Here is a 26,089-nt window from a genome sequence, read left to right on the forward strand (position 1 = left end):
GTGCGGGGCGTCACGGGCCGGGCGGGGCTTCCGGACACGCCCGGGGCACGACACGAGACGCCGCGCCCCGGTCCGGCCCGATCGGCGCGTCACCACTTAGGGTGTGCGGACATGAGAGACCGTCACCCGAGTGCCGTCCGGACCCGTCGGCGCAGGACCGCCGGCCTGGTCGCCGTGGTCACCACCGTCGCCGGGCTCGCGACCGCGTTCGTCGTCGGCGCCCCGCCCTCGCGGTCCGCGCCCGGACCGGCTCCGGCTCCGGCGGCGGCGGGGGCCGCCGCGGCGGCGAGCCCCTGGATGCGCAAGGCAGGGGCGCCGCTGACCGTGATCGCCCACCGGGGCGCCTCCTCGGCCGCCCCGGAGAACACCCTGGTCTCCGACGAGGTGGCCCGGCGGGGCCGCGCCGTCTGGATCGAGAACGACGTCCAGCCCAGCGAGGACGGCGTGCCGTACATCCTCCACGACACGACCGTCGACCGGACGACGGACGGTACGGGCCCGATCCGCTCGCTGACCTCCGCCGAGCTGGACGCCCTGGACGCCGGTTCCTGGTTCGCCCCGGCCTACGCGGGCACCCGTGTGCCGACGCTCGCCGCCCAGTTGGCCGACCTGCGCGAGCGCGGCGGGAAGCTGCTCCTTGAGGTGAAGGGCCCTCACACCTACGCCCAGGTGCGCAGGATCGTCGAGGTGGTGCGCGAACAGGGCATGAGCGACCGGGTCTTCGTCCAGAGCTTCGACGTCCCGCATCTGCAGTACGTCCACGAGCTGGCCCCCGAACTGCCGCTGGGCCTGCTGCGGGACACCCTGGACGCCGACCCGGTCTCCCTCGCAGAGGACCTTCACCTCGCGGCGTACAACACCTCGGACAAGGCCCTCTCCACCCGCCCGGGGCTGGTCGGCGAGCTGCACGCGGCGGGTGTCGCCGTGAACGTCTGGACGGTCGACACCCCGGCCCGCTGGAAGGCACTGGACACGCTGGGCGTGGACGGGGTCATCACCAACCGCCCGACAGAGCTGGGCGGTTGGTTGTCCGGACAGGTGTCCTGAGGACTACGGCACGACCTTGATGTCGTCGACGAAGGCCCGGACCATGATCGCGTGGGTGTAGACGACGGTCCCGGGCTTGATCAGGCCGCCCTCGCCGCTGTTGCCCTTGACCTGGACGGTGCGCTCACCCAGGAAGGTGAAGGTCTTGCTGTCGAAGATCCACTCGGTGCGCTCTCCGCTGGTCTCGTCGAGCCGCGCGACGGCGACGCCCTTGCGGCCGGCGGCGTCGGTGGCGCTGTCCACCATGACGACACCGGGGATCTTCGCGGCGGCCCGGTAGAGGGCCGCCGTCAGCTTCGGGGTCGGCCAGCTCTCCCCGAGCAGGTCACCGATGGTGGTGAAGGCCTGCTGGTCCTTGCCGCGGCCCTGCCCCTCGGTCTCCTCGTAGATCTTCCGCAGCAGCGCGTCGGGGTCGGTGGGCAGGGTCGCGAGGTAGTCGTGGGAGGGCGCACCGAGGTGCGACTTCGGCACGTTGCCCTGTTCGTCGCGGCCTTCGAGGGTGAGGCCCTCGGGGCCGGTGTTGCCGGGCTCGATCAGCCAGCCCTTGAGGCCGTCGGGCGACCGCCAGGACTGCCGGGTGTGCAGGGGGTCGCTGACGAGGCTGCTCTCGCCGTCGACGGTCCGCACATAGGTGTTCGCGGACCGCGTCTCGATGTAGATGTACTGGCCGGCCCGGCCGTGGGGGGCCTCGGCCGCCGCGGCGGCGAGCGAGATGCGGTCGAGGAGCCGGGGCGCGCCCTTGGCGTCGGCGACGCCGATGGTGGTGGTGAGGGCGGGGCCGGTGGCACGGTCGACGGGGTCGACGCCGCCGCCCGGGGTGAGGACGAGGACGCCGACGGCGAGTGCTCCGGCGAGTGCGGTGGCGGCCGGCAGGAGGATGCTCTTCCGCAGGAAGGGGTTGCGCGCGCGCCCGGCGGAGGCGCGCGTCTCGGCGGCGGCGCGGCGGTCGTCGTGGATCTGGCTCATCAGGCGCTCCTTGTGGAACTGGTGGCGGCCCTGAGGAAGGTCGTGCTCCTCGATCGCCGGCAGGTCTCCGGTCTCGTACCGGTTCGCCGTACGGGTCTTGTCCGGGTCGGGGTTCATCGGATTCCTTCCTGCGCGGGCCGGACCGCGTTCACGCGATCACCTGTTGTCTGTCGGGTGCGGGAGTCGGGTTCCCGTTTCTCCCGGGCGAGTTCTTCCTCGGCGCCGGTGCGGAGCTTGGCGCGGGCGCGGGAGAGCCGGGAGCGGACGGTGCCGACGGGGACGCGCAGGGCCCTGGCGACCTCGGTGTAGGCGAGGCCCTCCCAGAGGCAGAGGACGAGGACTTCGCGTTCGGTGCGGCGGAGGCTGCCGAGCGCCTTCAGGGTGGCGGCGATGCGGCGCCGGTCGTCGATGCGGCCGGCGACCTCGGAGGCGTGGTCGGGCACCGAGGCCTCCGGCGGGCCGGCGGCGGCGTACGCGGTGGCGGCGGCCCGGTATCGGCGGTTGCCCCGGCAGTGGTTGCGGGAGACGTTGGTGGCGACGCCGAGCAGCCAGGGCCGGAGCGAACCCCCTTCGGGGTCCACCTTCTGCCGCAGCCGCCAGGATTCCAGGAAGGTCGCCGCCATCACGTCCTCGGCGACGGACCAGTCGCCGGTCAGCCGGAAGGCGTGGTTGTAGACGCTCCGGGCGTAGGAGTCGAAGAGTTCGGCGAAGGCCGAGGGGTCTCCGTCCCGGATGCGTGCGCGCAGGTCGATGTTCACGTCTCTCGTCTGTCCGGCCGCCGGAGCGGGTTCCCGTGACCCGGGTCACATCGCGGGGTCAGCTCCTCCAGGAGTTCGGGATTGACGATGCGCAGGATCGTCGCGATGTGCTCGGGGTCGGCCGCGGCCCACAGCGTCTGCCGGGCCGCGCGGTACTTGGCGGCGAGCCGCTCCCGCTTGTCGGGCGGCAGTGCGGCGGCTCGGTCGGACCGGCTGTTGTGGGCGTTGTCGGCGATCTTCACGAGGGTGGCGTCGGGGTCCTCCGTGATGCGGCGGATCTTCTCCTCGTACGGCGTGCCGGGCGTGTGGGTGACGGCCTCGACGAGGGCGACGACGTGGTCCGGGATGCCGGCGGCGCGGAGTCGTTCCGCCGTCCAGGCGGTGTCCTCGACGACGTCGTGGAGGAGGCCGGCCATGGCCAGGTGCGGGCCGAGCGGTTCGAGGCCGGCGGCGACGGCGCGGACGTGCTCGACGTACGGGGCACCGATCTTGTCGGTCTGTCCGGCGTGCGCGCGGTCGGCGAGCGCGTCCACCTCGGCGAGAGTCTTCATCGCCCCATCATCGCGGGGTACCGGAGACCGCCGTCCCGCCCTACCGCCGGCGCCCGCTTCCACTCCCGCTCCCGCTCCCGCTCGCGCTCGCGCTCGCCGGTGACGGTGACGGTGACGGTGCAACACGCTCTTCACATCTGGGTGGGAATGCCGTTCGCCGCGGGGCCGGTTGCCGAATACATGACTCTCGGAGTAACGCTCGGCTCCACCGCCGTCCAGCACACGATCGACAGCACGGTGCGGCTCGCGCGGGAGGCGCGCGACGCGGGGCTGCACTCGGCGTGGTTCGGCCAGACCTTCGCGTACGACTCGCCCTCGCTCGCCGCGATCGTGGGGCGCGAGGTGCCCGGCCTTCAGGTCGGGACCTCCGCGATCCCGGTCTTCGGCCGCCATCCGCTGCTCGTCTCCAGCCAGGCGCAGACCGCGCAGGCGGCCACCGGAGGCCGGTACCACCTGGGGCTGGCCCTCGGCACCAAGCACCTGACCGAGACCGGCTTCGGCCTCCCGTACGAGCGGCCCATCGGGCTGCTCAGGGAGTTCCTGACGGCGCTTCGGCCGCTGCTCGAAACGGGCAGTGCCGACTTCCACGGCGAGCTCCTGACCGCGACGACGCCGTACTCGGCGGCGGTGCCGGGCGCCCGGCCGCCGGTGCCGATCCTGGTCGCGGCGATGGGGCCGCAGGCGCTGCGCGTCAGCGGTGAACTGGCCGACGGCATCCTGCCGTTCCTGGCGGGTCCGCGGGCACTCGCCGAGCACATCGTCCCCGCCGTCACCGCCGCCGCGGCGGGGGCCGGCCGTCCCGCACCCCGGATCGTGGCGCTGGTGCCGGGCGTGGTCACCACGAAGGCCGAGGCCGGGGCCGTACGGGAGAAGGCGGCCGAGGCGCTCGCGCTGTACGAGCGGATTCCGTCCTACCAGCGTGCCATCGAACGCTCCGGCGCCGGCCGGGCGGCCGAACTCGCCGTCATCGGCGACGAGGAGACCGTCGCCGAGGAGGTGCGGCGCTACCGCGAGGCGGGGGCGACGGAGGTGGTGTTCACCGCGACGGAACTGAACGGCGAGGAGGCCCGCGTCCGCACCTGGAAGCTGCTCGGCGAGCTGTCCCGCGGCTGAGCTGTAGGGAGTGTCCGACAAGGGGCGTCGGATCAGGACGGGTCGGACACCGCTGGGAGGTGTCTTGTCGATCAGGCCGGATCGGGCCGCGAGCCCGGCCTGATCGGCAAGACGCTCCCTAGCCCTTCTTCGCCCCGGCCGCCGCCGGTTCCGGCTCGGCCTCGCCCTCGCCCTCGGTGTCCAGGTGCGGCAGTATCCGGTCCAGCCAGCGCGGGATCCACCAGGCGTGCTTGCCGAGGAGGGTCATCACCGCGGGTACCAGCAGCAGGCGCACCACGGTGGCGTCGATGAGGACGCTGGCCGCCAGGCCGAGACCGAGCATCTTGACCACGATGTTGTCCGAGACGATGAAGGCCGCGAAGACGCTGACCATGATGAGTGCGGCGCAGGTGATGACCCGGGCGGTGATCTCCAGGGCGTGGGCCACGCTGGCCTTCGGATCGCCGGTGCGCAGCCATGCCTCGCGGACACGGGACAGCAGGAAGATCTCGTAGTCCATGCTCAGGCCGAAGACGATGGCGAACATCATCATCGGCACATAGCTCTCGATGGGCACCTTGCCGGAGACGCCGAGCGCGGGCCCGCCCCAGCCCCACTGGAAGACGGCCACGACCACGCCGTACGAGGCCGCGATGGAGAGCACGTTGAGGACGGCGGCCTTCACCGCGACGAGGAGTCCGCGGAAGACGGTGAGGATGACGAGGAAGGCGAGCCCCACCACCACGGCGATGATCAGCGGGAGCCGGCTGGAGACGAGGTCGAGGAAGTCCACCTGGGAGGCCGTCGTGCCGGTGACGTAGGTCTTCGCGTCGGTGCCGGCCGCAGCCTGCGGCAGTACGTCGTCGACGAGGTGGTTGGTCAGCTGGGTGGTCTTCTCGTCCTGCGGGGAGGCCACCGAGTAGGCGGTGCCGACCAGGACGTCCCCGTCGGGGGTGGCCTGGAGCGGGGTGATGTAGGCCGCGTCGGGGACCCCGGTCAGTGACTGCTTGAGCTTGTCGGCGAGGTCCGCGCGGTCCGCGGAGGGAACGGCCGTCTGGTCGACGACCACGGTCAGCGGGCCGTTCGCGCCGGGCCCGAAGGCCGTGGAGATGAGGTCGTAGGCGCGCCGGTCCGTGAAGGACTTGGGGTCGGCGCCGTCGCCGATGTGGCCGAGCTGGATGAAGAGCAGCGGGAAGGCCAGGACGAGCAGCACCAGGACGCCGCCGGTCAGGAACCACCAGGGGCGCTTCTCCACCCGTTGCGCGTACCGGTGCCAGGTGCCGTGCGCGGGCGCTCCGGGCTCGGCGTCGGACTCCGCCACGGGCTTGCGCACGTGGTAGCGGTCGATGCGCTTGCCGACGAGACCCAGCATGGCCGGGACCAGGGTGAGCGCGGCCAGGACCGCGGTGACGACCGTGAAGGCGGCAGCCAGGCCCAGTTTGCCGATGAAACTGACGCCGGAGACCCACAGGCCCGAGAGGGCGATGATGACCGTACAGCCGGAGACCAGGACGGCGCGGCCGCTGGTGGTGGTCGCGAGGCCCGCGGATTCGGCGGGATCGTGCCCGTTCATGAGGTTCTGGCGGTGGCGGGTGATGAGGAAGAGCGCGTAGTCGATGCCGACGCCCAGGCCGATCATGGTGGCCAGCGTGGGCGAGACGGTGCCGAAGGTGAAGGCCGCCGCCATCAGGCCGAGGAGCGCGAGGCCGCAGATCGCCCCGAGGAGCGCGGTGATCAGCGGCAGGACGGCCCCGATGACGCTGCCGAAGCCGATGAGGAGGACGACGATCGCGACGGCGAAGCCGATGGCCTCACTGGTGCGGTCGTCGGCCGCGGGCCGGGCGAGTTCGCCCAGGGGGCCGCCGTACTCGACGTCCACGCCCGCGTCGCGGAGCGGTTGGACGGCGGTGTCGACCCCGGGCAGGTAGTCGGTGCCGAGGGTGGAGGGAGGCACGCTGAAGCGCACGGTGATGTAGGCGGTCTTGCCGTCGGTGGACAGCGGGCCGGTGTTGGGGACCCCGGCGGGCAGGGCGGGCGGGGTGGTGCCCGGCGGCGGCAGGGGGTTCTGGGCGCCGATGACGTCGGGCAGTTTCTCCAGGGCGGCGACGGTCGAGTTGATGGCGGACGCCTCGTCCGTGAGCGGCCCCGAGGACCTGTTCAGGACGATCTGCGCCGCGTAGCCGGCGGCAGCGGGGTCGTGCGCCTGGAGGGCGTCGAGCCCCTCCGTCGACTGCACCCCGGGGAGGTCGAAGTCGTCGGAGTACTGTCCTCCGACCGCCCTGTCGGTGATCTGGAGTCCCACCATCGCAGCCAGCCACAGCGCGATGACGACGATGAAGTGACGGGCGCACCAATGCCCCAGTCGGTACAGCGCACCCTTGGGGGGTGTCGGCCGGGTAGCGGCCGGGCTTCCTGCGTTCATGGCAAGGCCGTGTCCGGTTGGGAAGTCCCCGAGCGGTCCCCCGCACCGACCGTGCGCGGGTCTACCCGTCCATTGTTCGCCTGCCTCGGCGGTCCGGCATCTCGGATGGGGCGGGCGGGCGTTCGGTCAGGTCAGCAGGCGGTTGGGGTGGGAGGAGCGGCGGGCCGCGGCGAGGAGGGCGTGGATCCGGGGGCCGGCCTGGTCGAGGTCGGTGACCGGGGTGGGGAAGGGCAGCCGGACGTCCTGGTGGCCGGCGGGGTGTTCGAGGCGCAGGGTGATGCCGTACCGGTCGAGGGCGACGGGGAGGGCGCGGACCATGTCCCGTTCGGGGCGCGGCCGGACGAGGCGCAGGAGCAGGGGGACGAGCTCGCTGTGACCGTCGACGAGGTGGGTCAGCATGGACGCCTCGCAGGAGGCCATCGGGTCGACGTCGGTGGCGTGGAGTTCTTCCAGGGTGATGTAGCTCCGGCCCTCGGCGTCCTCCAGGAGGGCCTGGCCGAACTCCATGCAGATGCTCGTGGTCGCCCCGGGCTCGTACGGGGTGGCGAGGAGTCCCGTGAGGGTGACGCGGGCCCGCAGCCGTTCCCGTACGGGGGTGGGGGCGATGTCGGTGAACTCCAGGCGCACGGGGATCCGCGCGGGCTGCCCGGCGTGGCTCTCCTCGGACGGGTCGTGGAGGTGGATGTGTCCCATGGGCCCGGTCCCGTCCAGGAGGTGCACCTCCTGGTGGAGTCCGTCGGACACGACCGTCATCGAGTGGGCGGCGGCCAGGATCGATCGCACGCGCTCGGCGGGGGTGGGCCGCGTGACGCGGGTGGTGAAGGAACGCATCCGAGATCTCCCGGGACAGATGGCGACAGCTACTTAGGTAAGCCTAAGCTAACCCATCACGGGCTCGGTAGGGAACGGAGGGGTGAAAACCCGGGAGCCGCAGGGCGACTGACACCCCGTGTGATGAGCCTCCTTTTGCGCGCATATGACGGGAATCCGCTCACGGCGCATCGCCGGACCAGTCGAAGTGGAGGGGGTCGCCGGGCCTCGCGTCGTACAGCGAGCGCCCCTCGGCGCCGTACCTCCCCAGCTCCGTCTCCAGGGCCACGCCGGCAGCCGCCCGCTGATCCGGCGTCCGGTCGGTGACGTCGAGCAGCAGCCCGTCGAGCGGGCCGCCGACCAGTTCGGCATAGACCCGGCCGGGCCGCGGGCCCGGGCGGGGGTCGTCATGGTCCTGGCCGTAGACCCGGCCTCTCAACAGCTCCTCGTCCCTGTCCATACGATCAGCGTCCCAGCCACCACTGACAACGCCGCCGACCGTGCCCACGACGCCGCTCACAGCGCCCACCACACAGAACGCCCCAGGTCGAAGAGAAGAAGGTCACAGTCGTACGCCCTCCTGCTGCTTTGTCGATCTCCCCTAGCATCCGAGCATGACGGTCCTGCCTGACGACGGGCTCTCCCTGGCGTCCGATTTCCCTGACGCGCCACACGAACAGTGGCAACACCTTGTGGCAGGTGTCCTGCGCAAGTCCGGCAAAGAGGTCTCCGGCGACGCCGCCGAGGACGCCCTTTCCACACTCCTCGAAGACGGCCTCGACACCCGTCCGCTGTACACCGCGCGCGACGCCGCCCCCGACGCCGGACTCCCCGGCTTCGCCCCCTTCGTGCGCGGCGGCCGCGCCGAGGGCAACACCCTCGGCGGCTGGGACGTGCGCCAGCGGCATCTCGCGGCCGACGGCGAGGCGGTCCTCGCCGACCTGGAGAACGGCGTCACCTCCCTCTGGCTGGGCGTCGGAGGCACCGGCATCCCGGTCTCCTCCCTCGCCTCGGTCCTCGACGGGGTCTACCTCGACCTGGCGCCGGTGGTCCTCGACGCGGGCGCCGAGACGGCGGCCGCCGCCGAGCGACTGCTGGGGCTGTACGAGGAGCGCGGCGTCCCCGACGACGCGGCCCGGGGCAACCTGGGCGCCGACCCCCTCGGTCACGAGGCCCGCACCGGCCGCCCGGCGTACGACCTCGCGTCCGTCGCCGGTCTCGCGCGCCGCTGCGCCGACCGGTACCCGGGGCTGCGCGCCCTGACCGTGGACGCCCTGCCGTACCACGAGGCCGGTGGCTCGGCCGCCCAGGAACTGGGCTGCTCGCTCGCGACGGGCGTGGCCTATCTGCGCGGTCTGACCGGGTCCGGGCTGAGCGTCGCCGAGGCGTGCGCGCAGCTGGAGTTCCGGTACGCGGCGACCGCCGACCAGTTCCTGACCATCGCCAAGCTCCGCGCGGCTCGCCGCCTCTGGGCCCGGGTGGCCGAGGTCTGCGGCGCCCCGGACGCGGGCGCGCAGCGCCAGCACGCGGTGACCTCGCCGGTGATGATGACGCGCCGCGACCCGTGGGTGAACATGCTGCGCACCACGGTGGCCACCCTCGCCGCCGGGGTGGGCGGCGCCGACAGCGTCACCGTCCTCCCCTTCGACGACTCGCTCGGCCTGCCGGACGCCTTCGCGCGCCGGATCGCCCGCAACACCTCCACCGTCCTCATCGAGGAGTCGCACCTCTCCCGGGTGATCGACCCGGCCGGCGGCTCCTGGTACGTGGAGCGGCTCACCGACGAACTGGCGCACGCGGCCTGGGAGTTCTTCCAGGGCATCGAGCGGGCCGGCGGCCAGGAGGCCGCGCTGCGCGCCGGGACGATCGGCGACCGGCTGGCCGCGACCTGGGCCGCGCGCAGCAAGAAGCTGGCCACGCGCCGCGAACCCATCACGGGCGTCAGCGAGTTCCCCCACCTCACCGAGAAGCCCGTCGAGCGCGCACCCGCGCCCGAGCAGCCGTCCGGCGGTCTGCCCCGGGTCCGGCGCGACGAGGCGTACGAGGCGCTGCGCGCCCGCTCCGACGCGCACCTGGCCGCGACCGGGGCCCGGCCCCGGGTCTATCTGGCCGCGCTCGGCCCGGCGGCCGCGCACTCGGCCCGGGTCACCTTCGCCGCGAACCTCTTCCAGGCGGGCGGCATCGAGCCGGTCACCGAGGGCACGTTCGAGGAGAGCGGCGCCCGCGAGGTCTGCCTCTGCTCCAGCGACGCGCTGTACGCGGAGCAGGCCGGGACCGTGGCCGCGGAGCTGCGCGCGGCGGGAGCCGAGCACGTCCTCCTCGCCGGTCGTCCCGGGGACCACCCCGGTGTCGACTCGTACCTCTTCGCGGGCTGTGACGCCGTCGCCCTGCTCTCCACCGCCCTCGACCGCATGGGAGTGTCCTGATGTCCATCCCCGATTTCTCCGGGATCGAGCTCGGGGCGCCGACCGCCGACGGCGGCCCCGAAGCGTGGCGTACGGCCGTCAAGAAGGCCACCGGCGGGGACGACCTGCTCTGGGAGACCCCGGAGGGCATCGGCGTCAAGCCGCTGTACACCGGGCAGGACCTGGAGGGCCTGGACTTCCTGGACACCCGCCCGGGCATGGCCCCGTACCTGCGCGGCCCGTACCCGACGATGTACGTCAACCAGCCCTGGACGATCCGGCAGTACGCGGGCTTCTCCACGGCCGAGGAGTCGAACGCCTTCTACCGGCGCAACCTCGCCGCCGGCCAGAAGGGCCTGTCGGTCGCCTTCGACCTGCCGACCCACCGCGGGTACGACAGCGACCACCCGCGCGTGACCGGTGACGTCGGCATGGCCGGCGTGGCCATCGACTCGATCTACGACATGCGGCAGCTGTTCGACGGCATCCCGCTGGACAAGATGACGGTGTCGATGACGATGAACGGCGCCGTGCTGCCGGTCCTCGCGCTGTACATCGTGGCCGCCGAGGAGCAGGGCGTACCGCCCGAGAAGCTGGCCGGGACCATCCAGAACGACATCCTCAAGGAGTTCATGGTCCGCAACACGTACATCTATCCGCCCGGGCCGTCGATGCGGATCATCTCCGACATCTTCGCCTACACCTCGCAGCGGATGCCGCGCTACAACTCCATCTCCATCTCCGGCTATCACATCCAGGAGGCGGGAGCGACGGCCGACCTGGAGCTGGCGTACACCCTCGCCGACGGTGTGGAGTACATCCGCGCGGGCCGCGAGGCCGGGCTCGACGTGGACGCGTTCGCGCCGCGCCTGTCGTTCTTCTGGGCGATCGGCATGAACTTCTTCATGGAGATCGCCAAACTGCGCGCCGCCCGACTCCTTTGGGCGAAACTCGTGCAGCAGTTCGACCCTGCGAACCCCAAGTCGCTGTCCCTCCGGACCCATTCGCAGACCTCGGGCTGGTCGCTCACCGCGCAGGACGTGTTCAACAACGTCACGCGCACCTGCGTCGAGGCGATGGCGGCCACCCAGGGCCACACCCAGTCGCTGCACACCAACGCCCTCGACGAGGCGCTCGCCCTGCCGACCGACTTCTCCGCCCGCATCGCCCGCAACACCCAGCTGCTCATCCAGCAGGAGTCGGGCACCTGCCGGACCATCGACCCGTGGGGCGGCAGCGCGTACGTCGAGAAGCTCACGTACGACCTCGCGCGGCGCGCCTGGAAGCACATCCAGGAGGTCGAGCAGGCCGGCGGCATGGCCAAGGCCATCGACGCGGGCATCCCGAAGCTGCGCGTGGAGGAGGCCGCGGCCCGTACCCAGGCCCGGATCGACTCCGGACGGCAGCCGGTGATCGGTGTCAACAAGTACCGTGTGGCGACGGACGAGCAGATCGACGTCCTGAAGGTCGACAACTCCTCGGTGCGCGCCCAGCAGATCGCCAAGCTGAAGCGGCTGCGCGAGGAGCGCGACGAGCAGGCCTGCCAGGACGCGCTGGCCGCGCTCACCCGTGCGGCCGGCGGCGAAGGCAACCTGCTGGAGCTCGCGGTGAACGCGGCCCGTGCGATGGCGACCGTCGGCGAGATCTCCGACGCCCTGGAGAAGGTGTACGGACGCCACGCCGGACAGATCCGTACGATCTCCGGTGTGTACCGCAACGAAGCCGGCGAGTCCCCCTCCGTGGAACGCACCCGGGCCCTGGTGGACGCCTTCGGCGAGGCCGAGGGGCGGCGCCCCCGCATCCTGGTCGCCAAGATGGGCCAGGACGGCCACGACCGCGGCCAGAAGGTGATCGCCACGGCATTCGCCGACCTGGGCTTCGACGTGGACGTCGGCCCGCTGTTCCAGACCCCGGCCGAGGTGGCCCGCCAGGCCGTCGAGGCGGACGTGCACATCGTCGGGGTCTCGTCGCTCGCCGCCGGACACCTCACACTCGTACCGGCGCTGCGGGAGGAACTGGCGGCGGAGGGCCGTGAGGACATCATGATCGTGGTCGGCGGGGTGATTCCTCCGCAGGACGTGGCGACGCTCCTGGAGATGGGCGCGGCCGCCGTGTTCCCGCCGGGCACGGTGATCCCCGACGCGGCCCACGACCTGGTGACGCGGCTGTCGGCCGACCTCGGGCACGAGCGGTGATCGATCTCGACACGTACGTCCGGGGGGTACGGGAGGGGAAGCGGGCGCTCGTCGCCCGCGCGATCACCCTCGTCGAGTCGACCCGCCCCCAGCACCGGGCACTCGCCCAGGAGCTCCTGACGGAGCTGCTTCCGCACAGCGGGAACGCCGTGCGGATCGGGATCAGCGGAGTGCCCGGTGTCGGCAAGTCGACGTTCATCGACGCGTTCGGGACGATGCTGACCGGGCTCGGCCACCGGGTCGCGGTGCTCGCCGTCGACCCGTCGTCGACCCGTACCGGCGGCTCCATCCTCGGCGACAAGACGCGGATGGAGCGGCTGGCCGTCGACCCGGCGGCCTTCGTACGGCCCTCCCCCAGCGCCGGCACCCTCGGCGGCGTCGCCAAGGCGACCCGCGAGTCGATGGTCGTGATGGAGGCCGCGGGCTACGACGTGGTGCTCGTCGAGACGGTCGGCGTCGGCCAGTCCGAGACCGCCGTCGCCAACATGGTCGACTCCTTCCTGCTGCTCACCCTGGCCCGCACGGGCGACCAGCTCCAGGGCATCAAGAAGGGCGTCCTGGAACTCGCCGACGTGGTCACCGTCAACAAGGCCGACGGCCCCCACGAGCGCGACGCCCGCGCCGCGGCCCGTGAACTCGCGGGCGCGCTGCGGCTCATGCACGGCGCCGACGCGTTCTGGACGCCGCCGGTGCTCAGCTGCAGCGCCCGGGAATCGGCCGGCCTCGACGAGGTGTGGGACCGCCTTCGGCAGCACCGCACCCTGCTCGACTCGACCGGCCGTCTCACGGCCAAGCGCCACGACCAGCAGGTCGACTGGACCTGGAGCATGGTCCGCGACGAACTCCTGCGCCGCCTCCACACGGACCCGGCGGTCAAGGAGCTCGCGCCGGCCCTTGAGGAGCAGGTCCGCGCGGGCGGGCTGACGGCGACGCTGGCCGCCGAGCGCATCCTGGCCGCCTTCGGGGAGCGGCGGGGCTGAGGATTCGGCGCACAAGGGGGGCCTCCCTTCGGGGAGGCCCCCCTTTTCTCGTGCTCCCCTCATACCCACTTTTTTGTGCGTACTTGAAGGGGCGCGCCCCCCGGGCGAAGCTGAGAGCGGCCCGGAGGAAGGGAGAACGACAGGGCCTCAGGAAGCGACGGGTGCTTCCGTGAGCCGGTCCAGGCGGCGGTGGCCCCAGTCGGACAACGGGGCGAGCGCCTCGGAGAGTTCACGCCCGAAGCCGCTCAACGAGTAGACGGTCTTCGGCGGCAGGACGTCGTACACCTCGCGGTGCACGACACCGTCCTCCTCCATCTCACGCAAGGCCTGGGTCAGCACCTTCTCGCTGATCTCGGGGAGCTTCCGGCGCAGTTCGCCGGGTCGGTGCGGGGCGGACTCCAGCAGCCACAGCAGGTGCGTCTTCCATTTGCCCTCGATGACCACGATCGCGGCGCTCACTCCGCACGTGTTCCTGTCCTGGGCCCGGGCGCGTGACATCCCCGTCCCCTCCTTCTTCCAGCATGTCCTTCACTCATCTGTCTCCATGTCTACAAGGGAGTTCACCCATGTCTTCTTCCCGCGAACCCTCGGTCACCGTCGTCGGTCTCGGACCGATGGGACGGGCGCTGGCCGCCGCGTTCCTGGCCGCGGGCGTACGGACCACCGTGTGGAACCGGACGCCGGGCCGGGACGGGGAGTTGGTCGCCGCCGGTGCCGTCCCGGCCGCGAGCGCCGAGGAGGCGGTCGCCGCGAGCCCGCTGACCGTGGTCTGCCTGGTCAACTACGACGCCACCGACTCCGTACTGCGGCAGGCGGCCGTGACGGGTGCGCTCAAGGGGCGGACCGTCGTGAACCTCAGCGCCGACACCCCGGAGCGGGCCAGGGACACCGGACGGTGGGCCGAAGAGCACGGCATCGGCTATCTCGACGGCGCCATCATGACCCCGACCCCGACCATCGGGACGCCCGCCGGGGTGTTCCTCCACAGCGGCCCCGAGGCGCTCTACGGCGAGCACCGGCCGGTGCTGGACGCGCTGGGCGGCACCCACACCCATCTCGGGGAGGAGATCAGCCGGGCGGCGGCGTACGACATCGCGCTGCTCGACATCTTCTGGACGTCCATGACGGGCTACGTCCACGCCCTGGCGATGGCGCGCGCCGAGGGGATCTCCCCGACGGAGCTGGCGCCGTTCGCCGCCGGCATCGGCGCGATCCTCCCGCCGCTGTTCCAGGAGTGGGCCGAGGACGTGGAGAGCGGCCGGTACTCGGGCGAGGGGAATCCGCTCACTTCGGCGGTGTCGACGATGGCGCACGTCGTGCACGCCTCCGAGGCCCACGGCATCGACGCGGGCGTGATGCGCGCCGCCGAGGGTCTGGCCCGCCGGACGGTGGCCCTGGGCCACGGCGCGGAGGGCTTCACGCGGATCGCGGAGCTCCTGGGACGGCGCTGAGGCGCCGGTTCGGAGACGGTCGCGGTGGAGGACACGGTCGAAGGCCGCTGACCACCCGCCGCCCGCGCCTCGGGGCGGGCGGCGGCCTCCGGCGTGCCGTCGACGGTGGGCCGTGCTGTGCTGGTGGGTGGGAGCGGACGGCGCCGGGGGCGGCGCGGGAGGTGCCGCCGCCCTCCCTCAGGAGGAGTGATCCATCATGGCGATCTTCGTGCACGCCGTCCTCTCGGGCATCACCACCGACCAGTACGACGCCCTCAACGCCCGGCTCCAGACGACGCCCGACATCTTCGACGGCTGCGTGTCCCACACGTGCGTGAAGGCGGACGGCGGCCTGGAGATCTTCGACGTCTGGGAGACCGAGGAGCAGATGAACGCCTTCGCCGCGCGCATGATGCCGATCGCGGCCGAGGAGGGCTGGCCCGTCACCGACGCGGGCCCCGAGGTCATGACGGTGCACAACTACTGGGCCCCCGGGACGGGCGGCTGAGGCGAAGGCGCCCGCGGGCACGCTGCTCGCCCGCGCACCCGCACGCACCCCGCCCCGCTCAGACGCGGGCGAGGAAGGCGGGCCGGAGGGACGGGTCGACCGCGTCGTAGTACCGGTGGAAGACCGGCGTCGCGGAGCCGGACACCGGGGGCACGATCCAGCTCCAGTCGGCCGGCGTCTCCCTCCCGTGGCGGGTCTCCTGGGCGATGTGCCGCAGGAACCGCTGGGACTCCGTGTGGTGGTCCGCCATGGTCACCCCGGCCCGGTGGAAGGAGTGCAGCACCGCCACGTTGAGCTCGACGAGCGCCCGGTCACGCCACAGGGTGCGCTCGCTCGACCGGTCGAACCCGAGCCGGTCGGCCACCGCGGGCAGCAGGTCGTACCGCTCGGTGTCGGCGAGGTTCCGGGCGCCTATCTCGGTTCCCATGTACCAGCCGTTGAACGGCGCCGCCGGATACCGCACGCCGCCGATCTCCAGGGTCATGTCGCTGATCGCGGGCACGGCGTACCACCGCAGTCCCAGGTCGGCGAACCACGGGTGATCGGGGTGGCTCAGCGGCACCTCGCGGACGGAGTCGTCCGGCAGCTTGTACCATTCCGGTCGGCCTCCGGGGTGCTCCTGGACCATCAACGGCAGTACCTGGAAGGGTTCTTCGTCGCGTTTCCAGCCCAGGTCGCGGGCCTGGGCGGTCAGGGGTGCGCTGCGGGGGTCGCCGCTCCACCGCCCCTCCGGCGTGCGGTGTCCGGCGTAGCGCACCAGCTGGTCGTTGACGATCCGGGGGCCGGGGCGGCCCGGCCGGTCGGGGGCGAAGACGGTGATGACCGGCCGGATCCGGCCGCCGTTGCCGGCGAGCCGGAGGTGCTCGAAGGAGGCGGCGGCGATGTCGTCGGCGGATGCGAGGTGCCGCAGATCGCGCACGACGAGGCTGCGCCAGTAGAGCCTGCCGATGCAGCGGGCCGCGTTCCGCCAGGCGACGCGTGCGCCGAAGGCGAGTTCGGCCGGGGAGTGTTCGTAGGTGCCGGTGCGATCGATCTCGGCCAGCGCCTCACGGACCCGGCCCCGCACGTCTCCGGCGCCCGGCTGTTCGCCGTGGAACTGACGGATGAAGCGTTCCGCCTCGTGCCGGTCCACGAGGTGCGGCACCTGGCCGCCGGCCTCGTGGACGGGGCCTGCGGGGGCGGGGTCCCCGGACGCGTAGGGGCAGGTGCCCGTGCTGGGGACAGACTTCCGGCGGCGGCTGCGACTGAAGATCAAGGTGTTCCTCCCGGCGTCATGACTACCGTATGAACACATCCGGGCGCGGAGAGTACGTGAATATCCGCCCTTGCCGGGTCCGCCGCTGGTACGCTGCCCGGCTCTCCGCCCCGCGCACCCGGTGGCACGCGGGGCGGGACCGCTCGTGCGGCAGGGCCCCTCAGATCACGCCCTGCGCGGTCATGGCCTGCGCCACCCTCAGGAATCCGGCCACGTTGGCGCCGAGGACGTAGTCCTCGGCGTTGCCGCCGTACGCCTCCGCCGTGGCGCGGCACTCGGTGTGGACGCCGCGCATGACCTCGGCGAGGCGGGCCTCGGTCTGCTCGAAGGTCCAGCTGTCGCGGGCCGCGTTCTGCTGCATCTCCAGGGCCGAGGTGGCCACGCCGCCGGCGTTGGCGGCCTTGCCGGGGCCGAAGAGGACCCCGGCCTCCCGGAACACCTTCACCGCCTCCGGGGTACAGGGCATGTTGGCGCCCTCGGCGACCGCGAGGACCCCGTGCTTGACCAGGGCGACGGCGTCGTCGAGGCCCAGCTCGTTCTGGGTCGCGCAGGGCAGGGCGATGTCGCAGGGGACGTCGTACACCGTGCCGCGGGCGGAGAACCGCGCGGTCGGCTTCGCCTCCGCGTAGGCGGAGATCCGGTCCCGGCGGACCTCCTTGATGTCCTTGAGCAGGTCGAGGTCGATGCCGTCCTCGTCGACGAGGTACCCGGAGGAGTCGCTGCACGCGACGACCAGGCCGCCCAGGGCGTGCACCTTCTCCGCGGCGTACACGGCCACGTTCCCGGAGCCGGAGACCACGACCCGGCGCCCGTCGAAGCCCTGGCCGCGCGTGGCGAGCATCTCCTCCGCGAAGTACACGGCTCCGTAGCCCGTGGCCTCGGTACGGACGTGGGAGCCGCCCCAGCCCACCGGCTTGCCGGTGAGGACACCGGACTCGTAGCGGTTGGTGATCCGCTTGTACTGGCCGAAGAGGTAGCCGATCTCCCGCGCGCCCACGCCGATGTCACCGGCCGGTACGTCGGTGTGCTCGCCGAGGTGGCGGTACAGCTCGGTCATGAAGGACTGGCAGAAGCGCATGACCTCGGCGTCCGAGCGGCCCTTGGGGTCGAAGTCGGCGCCTCCCTTGCCGCCGCCGATCGCCATGCCGGTCAGCGCGTTCTTGAAGATCTGCTCGAAGCCCAGGAACTTCACGATGCCGAGATTGACGCTCGGGTGGAACCGCAGACCTCCCTTGTACGGGCCGAGAGCGCTGTTGAACTCCACCCGGAAACCCCGGTTCACCCGCACGGTGCCGTGGTCGTCGACCCAGGGAACCCGGAAGAGCAGCTGCCGCTCGGGCTCGCACAGCCGCTCCAGGATCCCGGTCTCGGCGTACTCGGGGTGCCGCTCCAGCGCGGGCACGAGGGAGTCGAGGACCTCGACCGCAGCCTGGTGGAACTCCGCCTCACCGGGGTTGCGGCGGCGGACCTCCGCGTAGACGGCTTCCATGTGAGCGCTGACGTTCATGGGTGTCTCTCGCCTTCTTCGTCATCGAAAGTGCCGTTGCGTGCGGGCGACGTCACGACATTGTTGCCGGACCACCACACCGCCCGGTCACCGAGGTGGCCCCCGAGCCGATCGACCGCCCACACCGCACGCAGGACCGGGGCCTTGAGGAGCGAGGAGCGAACCTCGGCCGTGCGCGCCGCACGTTGCCGAGGTCGTCGGAGGGGGATCGTCACCGGCCGGCCGATCGGCGAGCAGGGTGCCGAGGGTTCGCGGCCGCGCTGTACAAGGGCAGGCGGGCGTGGGATCGCCCTGCGTGGCGTCGTCCGTCGTACGGCCGCCGAGTACGCGGGACGGCCATCGCCTTCGTCTTCGACACGGTCACGGTGGCGAGCCTGGTGGCCGCCCTCGACGCCCGCCGGCGTCCGCCGGCGTCCGCTAGCGCCCGCTGGTGTCGACGTCGTTGTCGATCCATTCGGTCCAGCCCAAGGGGTGGGCGTACGCGGGCCGGGCGAGGTTGCCGCTGGTCCGGAACGGTCGGCCGTCGTCGTCGACGCGGAGCGTGCCCTGCTCCTTGCCGCTGGACCAGACGAGTTCCAGGTACCAGCTGACGTCGTGTGCCTGGGCGCGCGCGGCCACGTTGAAGATCACCGGGTCGGACTCGCTCGTCTTGTACGAGAACGTCCGCTGCCCGCCCACGGGGACGGCGGTGGGCCGGCCGGCGTCGAGATCGACGGCGAAGGCCTTCGTCGACACGTCGCCGCCGCAGCCGACGCCCATCACGTAGTCGTTCCAGGCCAGGGGCGTCTTCTTGCTCACGACCCGGACGTGGAGGGCCTCCAGGACGACCGTCTGCTTCCCGGTGCCCTGCACGGTCAGCCGGAGCAGCTGGTCCCCGCCCGGCACCGCGTCGAGCGCGGCGATCCATCCCGGCGCGTCCTGCTCCGTGGGCGGCGGCGGCACCTGCTCGGGCTCGCGGTCGATCAGGTAGTGCTGGCTGCAGGGCCCTTCCCAGGTGTGGGGCGCGGTGGCGACGGTCGGCGCGTGCGCCGCCGCCTTGCCGTCGGACGGGCCGGACCTCCCGGGCTGCTCCGGCATTCCGGCCGTGGTGCCGGAGGGCATGGCCGCGTCGCCCGCCAACCGCCCCTTCGCCGGGCCGTCCCCGCCCGAGAGGTTCATGACGAGCGCCACCGACACGGCGGCGGCCACAGCGCTGCCGACGATCACGGCGGTACGCCGGAACCGCCGACGTTCCTGAGGGGGTGGGGCGGCCAACGCGGGTGTCGGCTCGGACGCGACGCGTTCGTCCGGCGGCGTCGGCTCCGTCGTCGACGCCTCGGACTCCGGCTCGTACGACTCCACGGACGCCACGGACTCCACAGGCACCACGGACGCCACGGACTCCGCCGACGACGGCTCCTTCTCGGCGGCGCTTTCCGGCCCGACGGCGGCCGGAGCCTTCCGCTGGCGCGACACGTCCGCCCGTACCCAGAGCCGGTGCAGCTCGACGAGTTCGTCGGGGGTCGCGCGACACAGCCGCGCGAACCGTTCCACGGGCGCGTAATCCACCGGTACGGCGTCCCCGTTGACGTACCGGTGCAAGGTCGAGGCGCTCAGGTGCAGGCGCTTGCCGAGCGTGCCGTAGCTGAGCCCCGAGCGCTCCTTGAGCTGTCCCAACAGCGCCGCGAACTCGTCCCCCGCCACCGTTCCACCCTCTTCCAGCGTTCGATCCCGCGTCCCAGGAAGGGACATCAGCGCAGGTCAGCGCCTTGAATTCGTTCCAGCGTCCCGTACCACCCGGCGGGAGTGGCAGCTGGAACGGATCTTCGCACAAGGTGTGGTCAGCGAAGCAAGGCCGCCACGGGGAACCGGTGGCCCGTACCGCACAACGACCGATTTCCGACCCCACCCTTGAGGGGGACTCCCATGTCCGGACGCACCACCCGCAGCCGTCTTCTCGCCGCCACGACGCTCGCCGTCGCCGCGCTCTCGCTCACCGCCTGCGGGTCCGGCACCGGTACCGCGAAGGACGAGGGCGCCGCCGCTACGTCCGTAGCGCCCACGGCCTCCGCCCCTCAGCCGGCCGAGACCCCGACCACGACCCCGACCACGGCTACGACCCCGAAGAGCAACACGTCGACGAAGCCCCAGGACGGCTCCTCCGGCACGTCGGGCGACACCTCGGGCGGCACCACCGCGGGCACCACGACCGGCGGGAAGACCGGAGGCACCACCTCCGCCGGGAGCGGCGGCTCCGGCGGCAACAGCGGGGCGAGCGCCTCGGCCTCCGGCGGCGGTGACGACAAGAGCGGGCCCTCGCGGAACAAGCAGTGCGGCGCGGGCAACACCAAGATCACCGCCACCCCGGTCGCCCGCCCGCTCAACCACATGCTCCTCACCCTCACCAACACCGGCTCCGCCCACTGCGACCTCCTCGGCTACCCGGTCGCCCGCTTCGGCGAGGCCCAGTCCGTCCCGCCGGTCATGGAGGAGACCCATCCGCAGGCGGTCGTGACCCTCGCTCCGGGTGAGTCCGGGTACGCGGGCGTCATCCTGTCCGCCGCCGACGGCAGCGGACAGCACGGCTACACGACGACGAGCCTCACGGTCGGCTTCACCAACGGCACCATGGCCAAGGCCCCGCTCGCCGGCAAGGGCGTGTACGTCGACAGCTCGCTGCGCGTGACGTACTGGCAGAGCTCCATGGACGACGCCCTCAACTGACCCGCTCCGCGACGGTGCCGCGTTCGGCCGGGACCGGAACCGCGGCCGAGGGGGTGTGCTGTCGATCAGGCCGCGTCGCGAGCCCGGCCTGATCGACGACACACCCCCTCAGTGACTTCGGCGGGTGTTGAGGCGGGCGGCCTGGCGGGTCAGGTAGTCGCGTTCGGCGAGGTTGGAGGCCTTGCGGGCCGCCTCCGCGTACAGCCGTGCCGCTGTCGCCGGATCACCGGCGCGCTCGTGGAGGTACGCCGCCGCCGCTGTGTGGCGGGGCAGGGTGTCGGGCAGCTCCGCGAGGGCCGCGATCCCGGCGCGCGGGCCGTCGGCCTCCCCGAGGGCCACCGCGCGGTTGAGCCGGACGACGGGGCTGTCCGTCAGCCGCGCCAGCTCGTCGTACCACTCGACGATCTGCACCCAGTCGGTCTCCTCGGCGGTGCGCGCGTCGGCGTGGAGTGCCGCGACGGCGGCCTGGGCCTGGTACTCGCCGAGGCGGTCGCGGGCGAGGGCCGCCTGCAGGATCTCGACGCCCTCGGTGATCAGTCCGGTGTCCCAGCGGCCGCGGTCCTGCTCGGCGAGCGGCACCAGACTGCCGTCGGGCGCGGTTCGACTGTCGCGCCGGGCGTGGTGGAGCAGCATGAGGGCGAGCAGCCCCGCCACTTCGGGATGGTCGATCACGGTCGCGAGCTGCCGGGTGAGCCGGACGGCCTCGGCGGCGAGGTCGACGTCGCCGGAGTAGCCCTCGTTGAAGACCAGGTAGAGGACGCGCAGCACGGTGGCGACATCGCCCGGCCGGTCGAACCGCACACCGGCGACGGTCCGCTTGGCCCGGCTGATCCGCTGCGCCATGGTCGCCTCCGGCACCAGATAGGCCTGGGCGATCTGCCGGGTCGTGAGTCCCCCGACGGCGCGCAGCGTGAGCGCGACCGCGGAGGACGGCGTCAGCGACGGGTGGGCGCACAGGAAGTAGAGCTGGAGCGTGTCGTCCACCCCGGTCGCGGGCCCGGACGGCGGTTCCTCCTCGACGAGGTCCTCGCGCCGGCGCCGGGCGGTGTCCGCCCGGGTCGCGTCGAGGAACTTGCGCCAGGCCACGGTGACGAGCCAGCCCTTCGGGTCCCTGGGCTGCTCGGCCTGCCAGACGCGGACCGCCTCGACCAGGGCGTCCTGTACGGCGTCCTCGGCCGCCGCGAAGTCGGCTCCGCGGCGGACGAGGATCCCGAGCACGCTCGGCGTGAGGCTCCTCAGCAGGGCCTCGTCCATCGAAGGGGTCACTCCGTGATGGTGGGCGGCGCGGAGAGGAAGGGGCGCAGTTCGAGCCACTCGTGGATCGGCTTTCCGCCCGCGCCCGGCGCCGCGGACAGTTCGCCGGCCAGTTCGAGCGCCCGCTCGTAGGTCTCGACGTCGATCTCCATCCAGCCGGCGATGACGTCCTTCGTCTCGGCGAACGGGCCGTCGGTGACCGGCGGCCGTCCCTCACCGTCGTACCGGACGAAGGTGCCCTCCGGGGAGAGCGCATGGCCGTCGACGTACTCGCCGGTCTCCTTGAGGCGGTCCGCGAAGTCGTACATGTACTTCACGTGCGCCGTGATCTCCTCCGGCGTCCACTGGTCCATGGGTACGTCGTTGACGGCGGCCGGAGCGCCTCGGTAGTGCTTCAGCAGCAGGTACTTGGCCATGACGGTTCTCCTCGGTGCCGGTGCGACCCATTGTGGTCACATCCACCCCGGGGACGGAGCGGGTCGCCGGTTCTCGACATCGGCGTCCAGGTTTCTTTAGCTCTCATGGATGAGCGGGACGCGGCCGGGCCGAACGACGTCGTGTGCCGCCGCGGTGTCCCCGGTCCGGAGCTGGTGGAATGGCCGGACCGGGGACGCGTGTCCGCTCCGTTCGGTTCCGTGATCACCGTCACTCCGCCGATCGACGGGCCGTGTCAACCGGACGGCTGGTCCCGGGCGTATGCGTGGTGAAGCGAAAGATCCGGGAGTGAGTGTTGACCGTTGAGGAGTTCGAGGCGTTCTACGAGCAGGCGGTCGCGCGACTCACGGGGCAGCTGTACGTGATGCTGGGCGATCTGCACGAGGCTCAGGACGTCGTACAGGAAGCGTTCGTCAAGGGATGGAGTCGGCGGCGGCAGCTCGATCGCGACGGGCAGCCGGAGGCGTGGATCCGAACGGTCGCCTGGCGCATGGCCGTGAGCCGCTGGCGTTTCCGCAGGCGCGCCTCGGACGCCTGGGACCGCGCGGGCGCTCCACCGCCCGTCGAGGGACCGGGTCCCGAGCACGTGGTGCTCATCGACGCGCTGCGGGACCTGCCCGCCCAGCAGCGCCGCTCGGTGGCGCTGCACTACCTGTGCGATCTGAGCGTCGAACAGATCGCCGGCGAGACGGGACAGTCCGCCAGCACCGTCAAGACGCACCTGGTCCGCGGCCGGGTCGCCCTCGCCGATCGTCTGCAGCCCCGGAACCTTGAGGAGGACCCCGGTGCTTGACCCCCAGGAACCCCAGGACCCCCTTCGTGAGATGTTCCGGCAGGCCGCCGCCGCCGGGCAGTCCCGCACCCGGGCCGTGCCGGTCGCGCGCATCGCCGAACGCGCCCGGCGCGCGCACCGGCGCCGGGTCGCCGTCGCGGCGGGCGCCGCGTGCCTGCTCTTCGCCGGTGGCGGAATGACCGCGGCGGCTCTGCTGTCGGACGCGCCGGCTCCCGTCGCGCCCGCCACCAGCCCTTCGCCCGACGCGCCGCATCCCGGTGAGACCACCCTGCCGCCGCGGACCAGTACGACTTCGCCGACCTCCCCCACCCGCGAGGGCACCCCCGGCGATCCCTCGGCCACGGCGACGCAGCCCTCCGGCCGCGTGACCACCACACCCCCCTGATCTGCGCCGCCACACCCACTGACGTGCGCCACCACATCCCCTGACCTGCGCCGCCACACCCCCTGACCTGCGCCGCCCTTCATCGCGACGTGCCGCCGTCGCGCGATCCGCCATGCCTTCCCACACCTACGAAGGTCCTTTATGTCTGTGATATCCCCCAGGTCCCGGGGAGAGGCGCCGCCGCTCCCCCGGCCCCGGTCCCGCCCGGCGTCGAGCGTCCCCCGCACCGACGATGTGCGCCGCGTCGGCCGCCGTCTGCGGCCGAGCGCCGAGGACCGGGACGTGCTGTGGCTGTATCTGCTCACGCGCACCGCCCTGTGGACCACCGCCTACTGCGCGCGGTGGCTCTTCCCGGCCGATGCCGGCACGCGCGACGCGGGCCCCGTCCTCGCGCCCTTCGAACGATGGGACTGGGGGCACTTCCTGAACGTGGCGCGCGACGGCTACTTCCCCACCGGAAACGGTCCGGGGGACGTCGACCGGGACAACCGCGAGGCGTTCTTCCCCGGCTTCCCCCTCGCCCTGCGGGCCGTGCACACCGTCGTTCCGCACTGGACCGCGGCCGGTCTGCTGATCTCGTTCGTCGCCGGGGGCATCGCCGTTCTGGCGCTCGTACGTGTCGCGCGTCTGTATCTGCCCGACCCGAGGGCCGGCCGGCGGACCGCACAGCTCCTGCTGCTTTCACCGTGCGCGGTCTTCCTCGCCGCCGGGTACAGCGAGTCGCTCTTCCTCGCCCTCGCCCTGCCCGCCTGGCTCGCCGCCCACCGCCGCAACTGGCCCCTCGCCGCCACACTGGCCGCCCTGGCCACGGCCGTACGCGTCAGCGGTCTCTTCCTCGCCGCCGCCCTCGCCCTGCACTTCGTCCTGACCGCCCGCACCCGCGCCGACCGGCGCCCGCTGCCCTGGCTCGCCCTTCCGGCCCTGCCCGCGCTCCTCTACACCTGGTATCTACAGTCGCGGACCGGCGACTGGATGGCCTGGAAGCATGCCCAGGAGCGCGGGTGGTACCGCCGGTTCCACACTCCCTGGGACGCCTGGAGCACCACCTGGGAGTCCGCGTTCGGGCATGTCCAGACCACCGGCTACGCCTTCATGTTCCAGGCCGAACTGCTCGCCATGGTGATCGGACTGATCCTGACGGCTCTCCTGATCCGACGCCGCCGGTGGCCCGAGGCCGCCTACGTCGGGCTCAGCCTGTGGGCCCTGGGCACGTCCTACTGGTACCAGTCCGTCCCCCGGGCCACCCTCCTGTGGTGGCCGCTGTGGATCACGCTCGCCGCCTGGAGCCTGCGCGCACCCCGCTTCAGAACCGCGTACCTCTGTCTCGCCGCGCCCCTGTCGACGCTGTTCGCCGTCACCTTCCTGACAGGGCGTTGGGCCGGCTGACGAGCCGATGACCTTGAGACGCCGAAGGCAACCCCGGCCCGCAGCACCGCGTCCTAGGGGGCGTGACCGAGCCCTTCGCATACGACTCCTCCGACCCCACCGGCCTCTCCGACCCCTCCGGCCCCGACAGCGACGAAGAGGCCCTGCGCCCGGGTCCGTTGTGGCGCCACGCGCTGTGGGTGGTGGGCATCGCGGCCGGCGCGGTGGCGGTGGGCTGGGCCACCGCCCTGTTCCGCATCGGACCCGAGGAGTACGGGCTTCCGCCCGCCGCTCCCGGCGCGCTGTGGCCGTACCTGGCCGCGTGGGCCGCGATCGGCGTCGCGGTCGCGGCGGTCCTGCGGGCTGCCGCCGCCCGGATCCTCGTCTACGCACCCGGACGGATCGCGGCCGCGCTCACCTACGCCGGCACCCGGCTCTCCCTGGGCTGGCGCCCCGAGGCGCCGCTGGTCGTCGCGATGGCGGCGGCCGCGCTGATCGCGGCGACCGTCTGGTGCGCCCTCGCGCTTCGCTCGCATCGGCGGGCACCGGGGAACGACGTCCTCGCGGAGCGGTAGCTCATCCGGTCGGCGTGGCACCCTCGCCGTCGGCCTGACGGAGGCAGGAGGCGACGACGACCAGGGGCCACGCGGACTGAACGCAGGTCACGAGTCGTTCGGCGACACCGGCGGAGCCCTGCCGGTTGAGCTCGACGAGGAACCAGAGCGCGCCGAGGCCCATCAGCGCGGTCACGGCGACGGAGGGCGCGATCCGCAGCCCCCAGGGCGCGCCGCGACCGCGTTCGACGGCCAGCACGGGCCACACCGCGAGCAGCGCGAAGCCGACCACGGCGACCGCCCCGTGATGCAGGGACCCCCCACTGCTCGGCGCCGGAACCCATGCCACCACCAGCGCCGCCACGCCACCGCCGGCGAGCGCCACCCGCCCTGCGGGCGCGGCGGGCCGCAGCCCCCAGGCGGTGAGGAGGTGGCAGACCCCCAGGGCGAGGAAGGCTCCGGTCATGACCCAGGACCCCGCGGCCCCGTAGGCGGCGAGGACGCTGATCGTCTGGGTGACGGGGTCGTAGGCGGGCCCCTCCAGGAGCGCCGCGACGGTCCAGCCGCCGGCCAGCAGGATCGGGGCACACCCCGAGGACAACAGGGCCCACCTGGGAACGGGTCGCATCGACCCACCGTAGGACGCGCACCCTTCCCCCACCGCGCACCCAGCC

At 72.5% G+C, this 26,089-nt stretch carries 25 protein-coding genes; 12 read left to right on the forward strand and 13 right to left on the reverse strand.

Translation table 11 applies throughout. The annotated features are described in order from the left end of the window. Positions 1-111 precede the first annotated feature (111 nt). On the forward strand, positions 112-1,047 hold the full coding sequence (locus OG259_RS06485) for a glycerophosphodiester phosphodiesterase (protein ID WP_328941331.1): 936 nt from the start codon (positions 112-114) through the stop codon (positions 1,045-1,047). Positions 1,048-1,050: 3 nt separating this feature from the next. On the opposite strand, the gene OG259_RS06490 is transcribed toward OG259_RS06485, so the two are convergent. From OG259_RS06490 to OG259_RS06500, 3 genes are read right to left on the reverse strand one after another with little or no spacing between them, the layout of a single operon-like run. Then, positions 1,051-2,130 (reverse strand): CU044_5270 family protein, encoded by a 1,080-nt coding sequence (locus OG259_RS06490; protein WP_328941332.1) that lies wholly within the window; start codon positions 2,128-2,130, stop codon positions 1,051-1,053. Further along, on the reverse strand, positions 2,127-2,771 hold the full coding sequence (locus tag OG259_RS06495; RefSeq protein WP_328941333.1) for an RNA polymerase sigma factor: 645 nt from the start codon (positions 2,769-2,771) through the stop codon (positions 2,127-2,129). Before OG259_RS06495 ends, OG259_RS06490 begins: the two co-directional genes overlap by 4 nt. Continuing rightward, positions 2,768-3,322 carry an HD domain-containing protein gene (locus OG259_RS06500; protein ID WP_328941334.1) on the reverse strand — a complete coding sequence of 185 codons (555 nt, stop codon included), beginning with the start codon at positions 3,320-3,322 and terminating at the stop codon, positions 2,768-2,770. Before OG259_RS06500 ends, OG259_RS06495 begins: the two co-directional genes overlap by 4 nt. A gap of 180 nt (positions 3,323-3,502) precedes the next feature. On the opposite strand from OG259_RS06500, the gene OG259_RS06505 reads away from it, so the two are divergent. Then, positions 3,503-4,435 carry a TIGR03564 family F420-dependent LLM class oxidoreductase gene (locus OG259_RS06505; protein ID WP_328941335.1) on the forward strand — a complete coding sequence of 311 codons (933 nt, stop codon included), beginning with the start codon at positions 3,503-3,505 and terminating at the stop codon, positions 4,433-4,435. A 118-nt stretch (positions 4,436-4,553) separates the two neighbouring features. Here the strand turns inward: OG259_RS06505 and OG259_RS06510 are convergent, their stop codons facing one another. From OG259_RS06510 to OG259_RS06520, 3 genes are all read right to left on the reverse strand, one after another. Continuing rightward, positions 4,554-6,836 (reverse strand): MMPL family transporter, encoded by a 2,283-nt coding sequence (locus OG259_RS06510; protein ID WP_328941336.1) that lies wholly within the window; start codon positions 6,834-6,836, stop codon positions 4,554-4,556. 126 nt (positions 6,837-6,962) lie between these two features. Next, a complete protein-coding gene (locus tag OG259_RS06515) occupies positions 6,963-7,667 on the reverse strand; it encodes a DUF2470 domain-containing protein (RefSeq protein ID WP_266899207.1) in 705 nt (234 codons plus the stop codon). A 160-nt stretch (positions 7,668-7,827) separates the two neighbouring features. Continuing rightward, the gene (locus OG259_RS06520) at positions 7,828-8,106 is read right to left on the reverse strand and encodes a hypothetical protein (protein WP_328941337.1); all 279 of its coding nucleotides are present in this window, start codon (positions 8,104-8,106) and stop codon (positions 7,828-7,830) included. Between the two features lie 154 nt (positions 8,107-8,260). Here OG259_RS06520 and OG259_RS06525 point away from each other — a divergent pair, with 154 nt between their 5' ends. From OG259_RS06525 to meaB, 3 genes are read left to right on the forward strand one after another with little or no spacing between them, the layout of a single operon-like run. After that, positions 8,261-10,072: a methylmalonyl-CoA mutase family protein gene (locus tag OG259_RS06525; protein WP_328941338.1), complete on the forward strand. Its 1,812-nt coding sequence runs from the start codon at positions 8,261-8,263 to the stop codon at positions 10,070-10,072. After that, positions 10,072-12,246: a methylmalonyl-CoA mutase gene (gene scpA / locus OG259_RS06530; RefSeq protein WP_328941339.1), complete on the forward strand. Its 2,175-nt coding sequence runs from the start codon at positions 10,072-10,074 to the stop codon at positions 12,244-12,246. Before OG259_RS06525 ends, scpA begins: the two co-directional genes overlap by 1 nt. Next, positions 12,243-13,226, forward strand: coding sequence for a methylmalonyl Co-A mutase-associated GTPase MeaB (gene meaB, locus OG259_RS06535; protein ID WP_328941340.1), 984 nt, complete (start codon positions 12,243-12,245; stop codon positions 13,224-13,226). The genes scpA and meaB overlap by 4 nt, the downstream gene beginning before the upstream one ends. A gap of 147 nt (positions 13,227-13,373) precedes the next feature. On the opposite strand, the gene OG259_RS06540 is transcribed toward meaB, so the two are convergent. Beyond that, positions 13,374-13,724, reverse strand: a complete 351-nt coding sequence (locus tag OG259_RS06540) for a winged helix-turn-helix transcriptional regulator (protein ID WP_328941341.1) — start codon at positions 13,722-13,724, stop codon at positions 13,374-13,376. Between the two features lie 68 nt (positions 13,725-13,792). On the opposite strand from OG259_RS06540, the gene OG259_RS06545 reads away from it, so the two are divergent. Both OG259_RS06545 and OG259_RS06550 read left to right on the forward strand, forming a co-directional pair. After that, positions 13,793-14,677, forward strand: a complete 885-nt coding sequence (locus tag OG259_RS06545; RefSeq protein ID WP_328941342.1) for an NAD(P)-dependent oxidoreductase — start codon at positions 13,793-13,795, stop codon at positions 14,675-14,677. Positions 14,678-14,873: 196 nt separating this feature from the next. Next, positions 14,874-15,164 (forward strand): hypothetical protein, encoded by a 291-nt coding sequence (locus tag OG259_RS06550; protein ID WP_328941343.1) that lies wholly within the window; start codon positions 14,874-14,876, stop codon positions 15,162-15,164. Between the two features lie 58 nt (positions 15,165-15,222). On the opposite strand, the gene OG259_RS06555 is transcribed toward OG259_RS06550, so the two are convergent. The 3 genes from OG259_RS06555 to OG259_RS06565 form a co-directional block, all read right to left on the reverse strand. After that, positions 15,223-16,416, reverse strand: a complete 1,194-nt coding sequence (locus OG259_RS06555; protein ID WP_443052115.1) for a nitric oxide synthase oxygenase — start codon at positions 16,414-16,416, stop codon at positions 15,223-15,225. A 163-nt stretch (positions 16,417-16,579) separates the two neighbouring features. Beyond that, positions 16,580-17,926, reverse strand: coding sequence for an NADP-specific glutamate dehydrogenase (gene gdhA / locus OG259_RS06560; RefSeq protein ID WP_328941345.1), 1,347 nt, complete (start codon positions 17,924-17,926; stop codon positions 16,580-16,582). Between the two features lie 417 nt (positions 17,927-18,343). After that, on the reverse strand, positions 18,344-19,609 hold the full coding sequence (locus OG259_RS06565; protein WP_328941346.1) for a helix-turn-helix domain-containing protein: 1,266 nt from the start codon (positions 19,607-19,609) through the stop codon (positions 18,344-18,346). A 222-nt stretch (positions 19,610-19,831) separates the two neighbouring features. On the opposite strand from OG259_RS06565, the gene OG259_RS06570 reads away from it, so the two are divergent. Beyond that, positions 19,832-20,629 carry a DUF4232 domain-containing protein gene (locus tag OG259_RS06570; RefSeq protein WP_328941347.1) on the forward strand — a complete coding sequence of 266 codons (798 nt, stop codon included), beginning with the start codon at positions 19,832-19,834 and terminating at the stop codon, positions 20,627-20,629. 108 nt (positions 20,630-20,737) lie between these two features. Here the strand turns inward: OG259_RS06570 and OG259_RS06575 are convergent, their stop codons facing one another. Together OG259_RS06575 and OG259_RS06580 are read right to left on the reverse strand one after the other, a co-directional pair. After that, entirely contained in the window at positions 20,738-21,883 is a 1,146-nt protein-coding gene (locus OG259_RS06575) for an RNA polymerase sigma factor (RefSeq protein ID WP_328947009.1), read from the reverse strand. Between the two features lie 8 nt (positions 21,884-21,891). After that, the gene (locus OG259_RS06580) at positions 21,892-22,299 is read right to left on the reverse strand and encodes a YciI family protein (RefSeq protein WP_328941348.1); all 408 of its coding nucleotides are present in this window, start codon (positions 22,297-22,299) and stop codon (positions 21,892-21,894) included. A 314-nt stretch (positions 22,300-22,613) separates the two neighbouring features. Here OG259_RS06580 and OG259_RS06585 point away from each other — a divergent pair, with 314 nt between their 5' ends. The 4 genes from OG259_RS06585 to OG259_RS06600 all read left to right on the forward strand — a co-directional run bounded on the left by OG259_RS06585 (position 22,614) and on the right by OG259_RS06600 (position 25,436). After that, the gene (locus OG259_RS06585) at positions 22,614-23,111 is read left to right on the forward strand and encodes a SigE family RNA polymerase sigma factor (protein ID WP_328941349.1); all 498 of its coding nucleotides are present in this window, start codon (positions 22,614-22,616) and stop codon (positions 23,109-23,111) included. Continuing rightward, a complete protein-coding gene (locus tag OG259_RS06590; protein ID WP_328941350.1) occupies positions 23,104-23,496 on the forward strand; it encodes a hypothetical protein in 393 nt (130 codons plus the stop codon). Before OG259_RS06585 ends, OG259_RS06590 begins: the two co-directional genes overlap by 8 nt. A gap of 141 nt (positions 23,497-23,637) precedes the next feature. Continuing rightward, complete coding sequence (locus tag OG259_RS06595; RefSeq protein ID WP_328941351.1) at positions 23,638-24,882, forward strand: mannosyltransferase family protein; 1,245 nt, start codon at positions 23,638-23,640, stop codon at positions 24,880-24,882. Positions 24,883-24,944: 62 nt separating this feature from the next. Next, positions 24,945-25,436, forward strand: a complete 492-nt coding sequence (locus OG259_RS06600; protein WP_443051924.1) for a hypothetical protein — start codon at positions 24,945-24,947, stop codon at positions 25,434-25,436. 1 nt (position 25,437) lies between these two features. On the opposite strand, the gene OG259_RS06605 is transcribed toward OG259_RS06600, so the two are convergent. Further along, complete coding sequence (locus tag OG259_RS06605) at positions 25,438-26,043, reverse strand: DUF998 domain-containing protein (RefSeq protein WP_328941352.1); 606 nt, start codon at positions 26,041-26,043, stop codon at positions 25,438-25,440. Between the last annotated feature and the right edge of the window lie 46 nt (positions 26,044-26,089).

This window comes from Streptomyces sp. NBC_00250 (assembly GCF_036192275.1).
GTDB lineage: Bacteria > Actinomycetota > Actinomycetes > Streptomycetales > Streptomycetaceae > Streptomyces.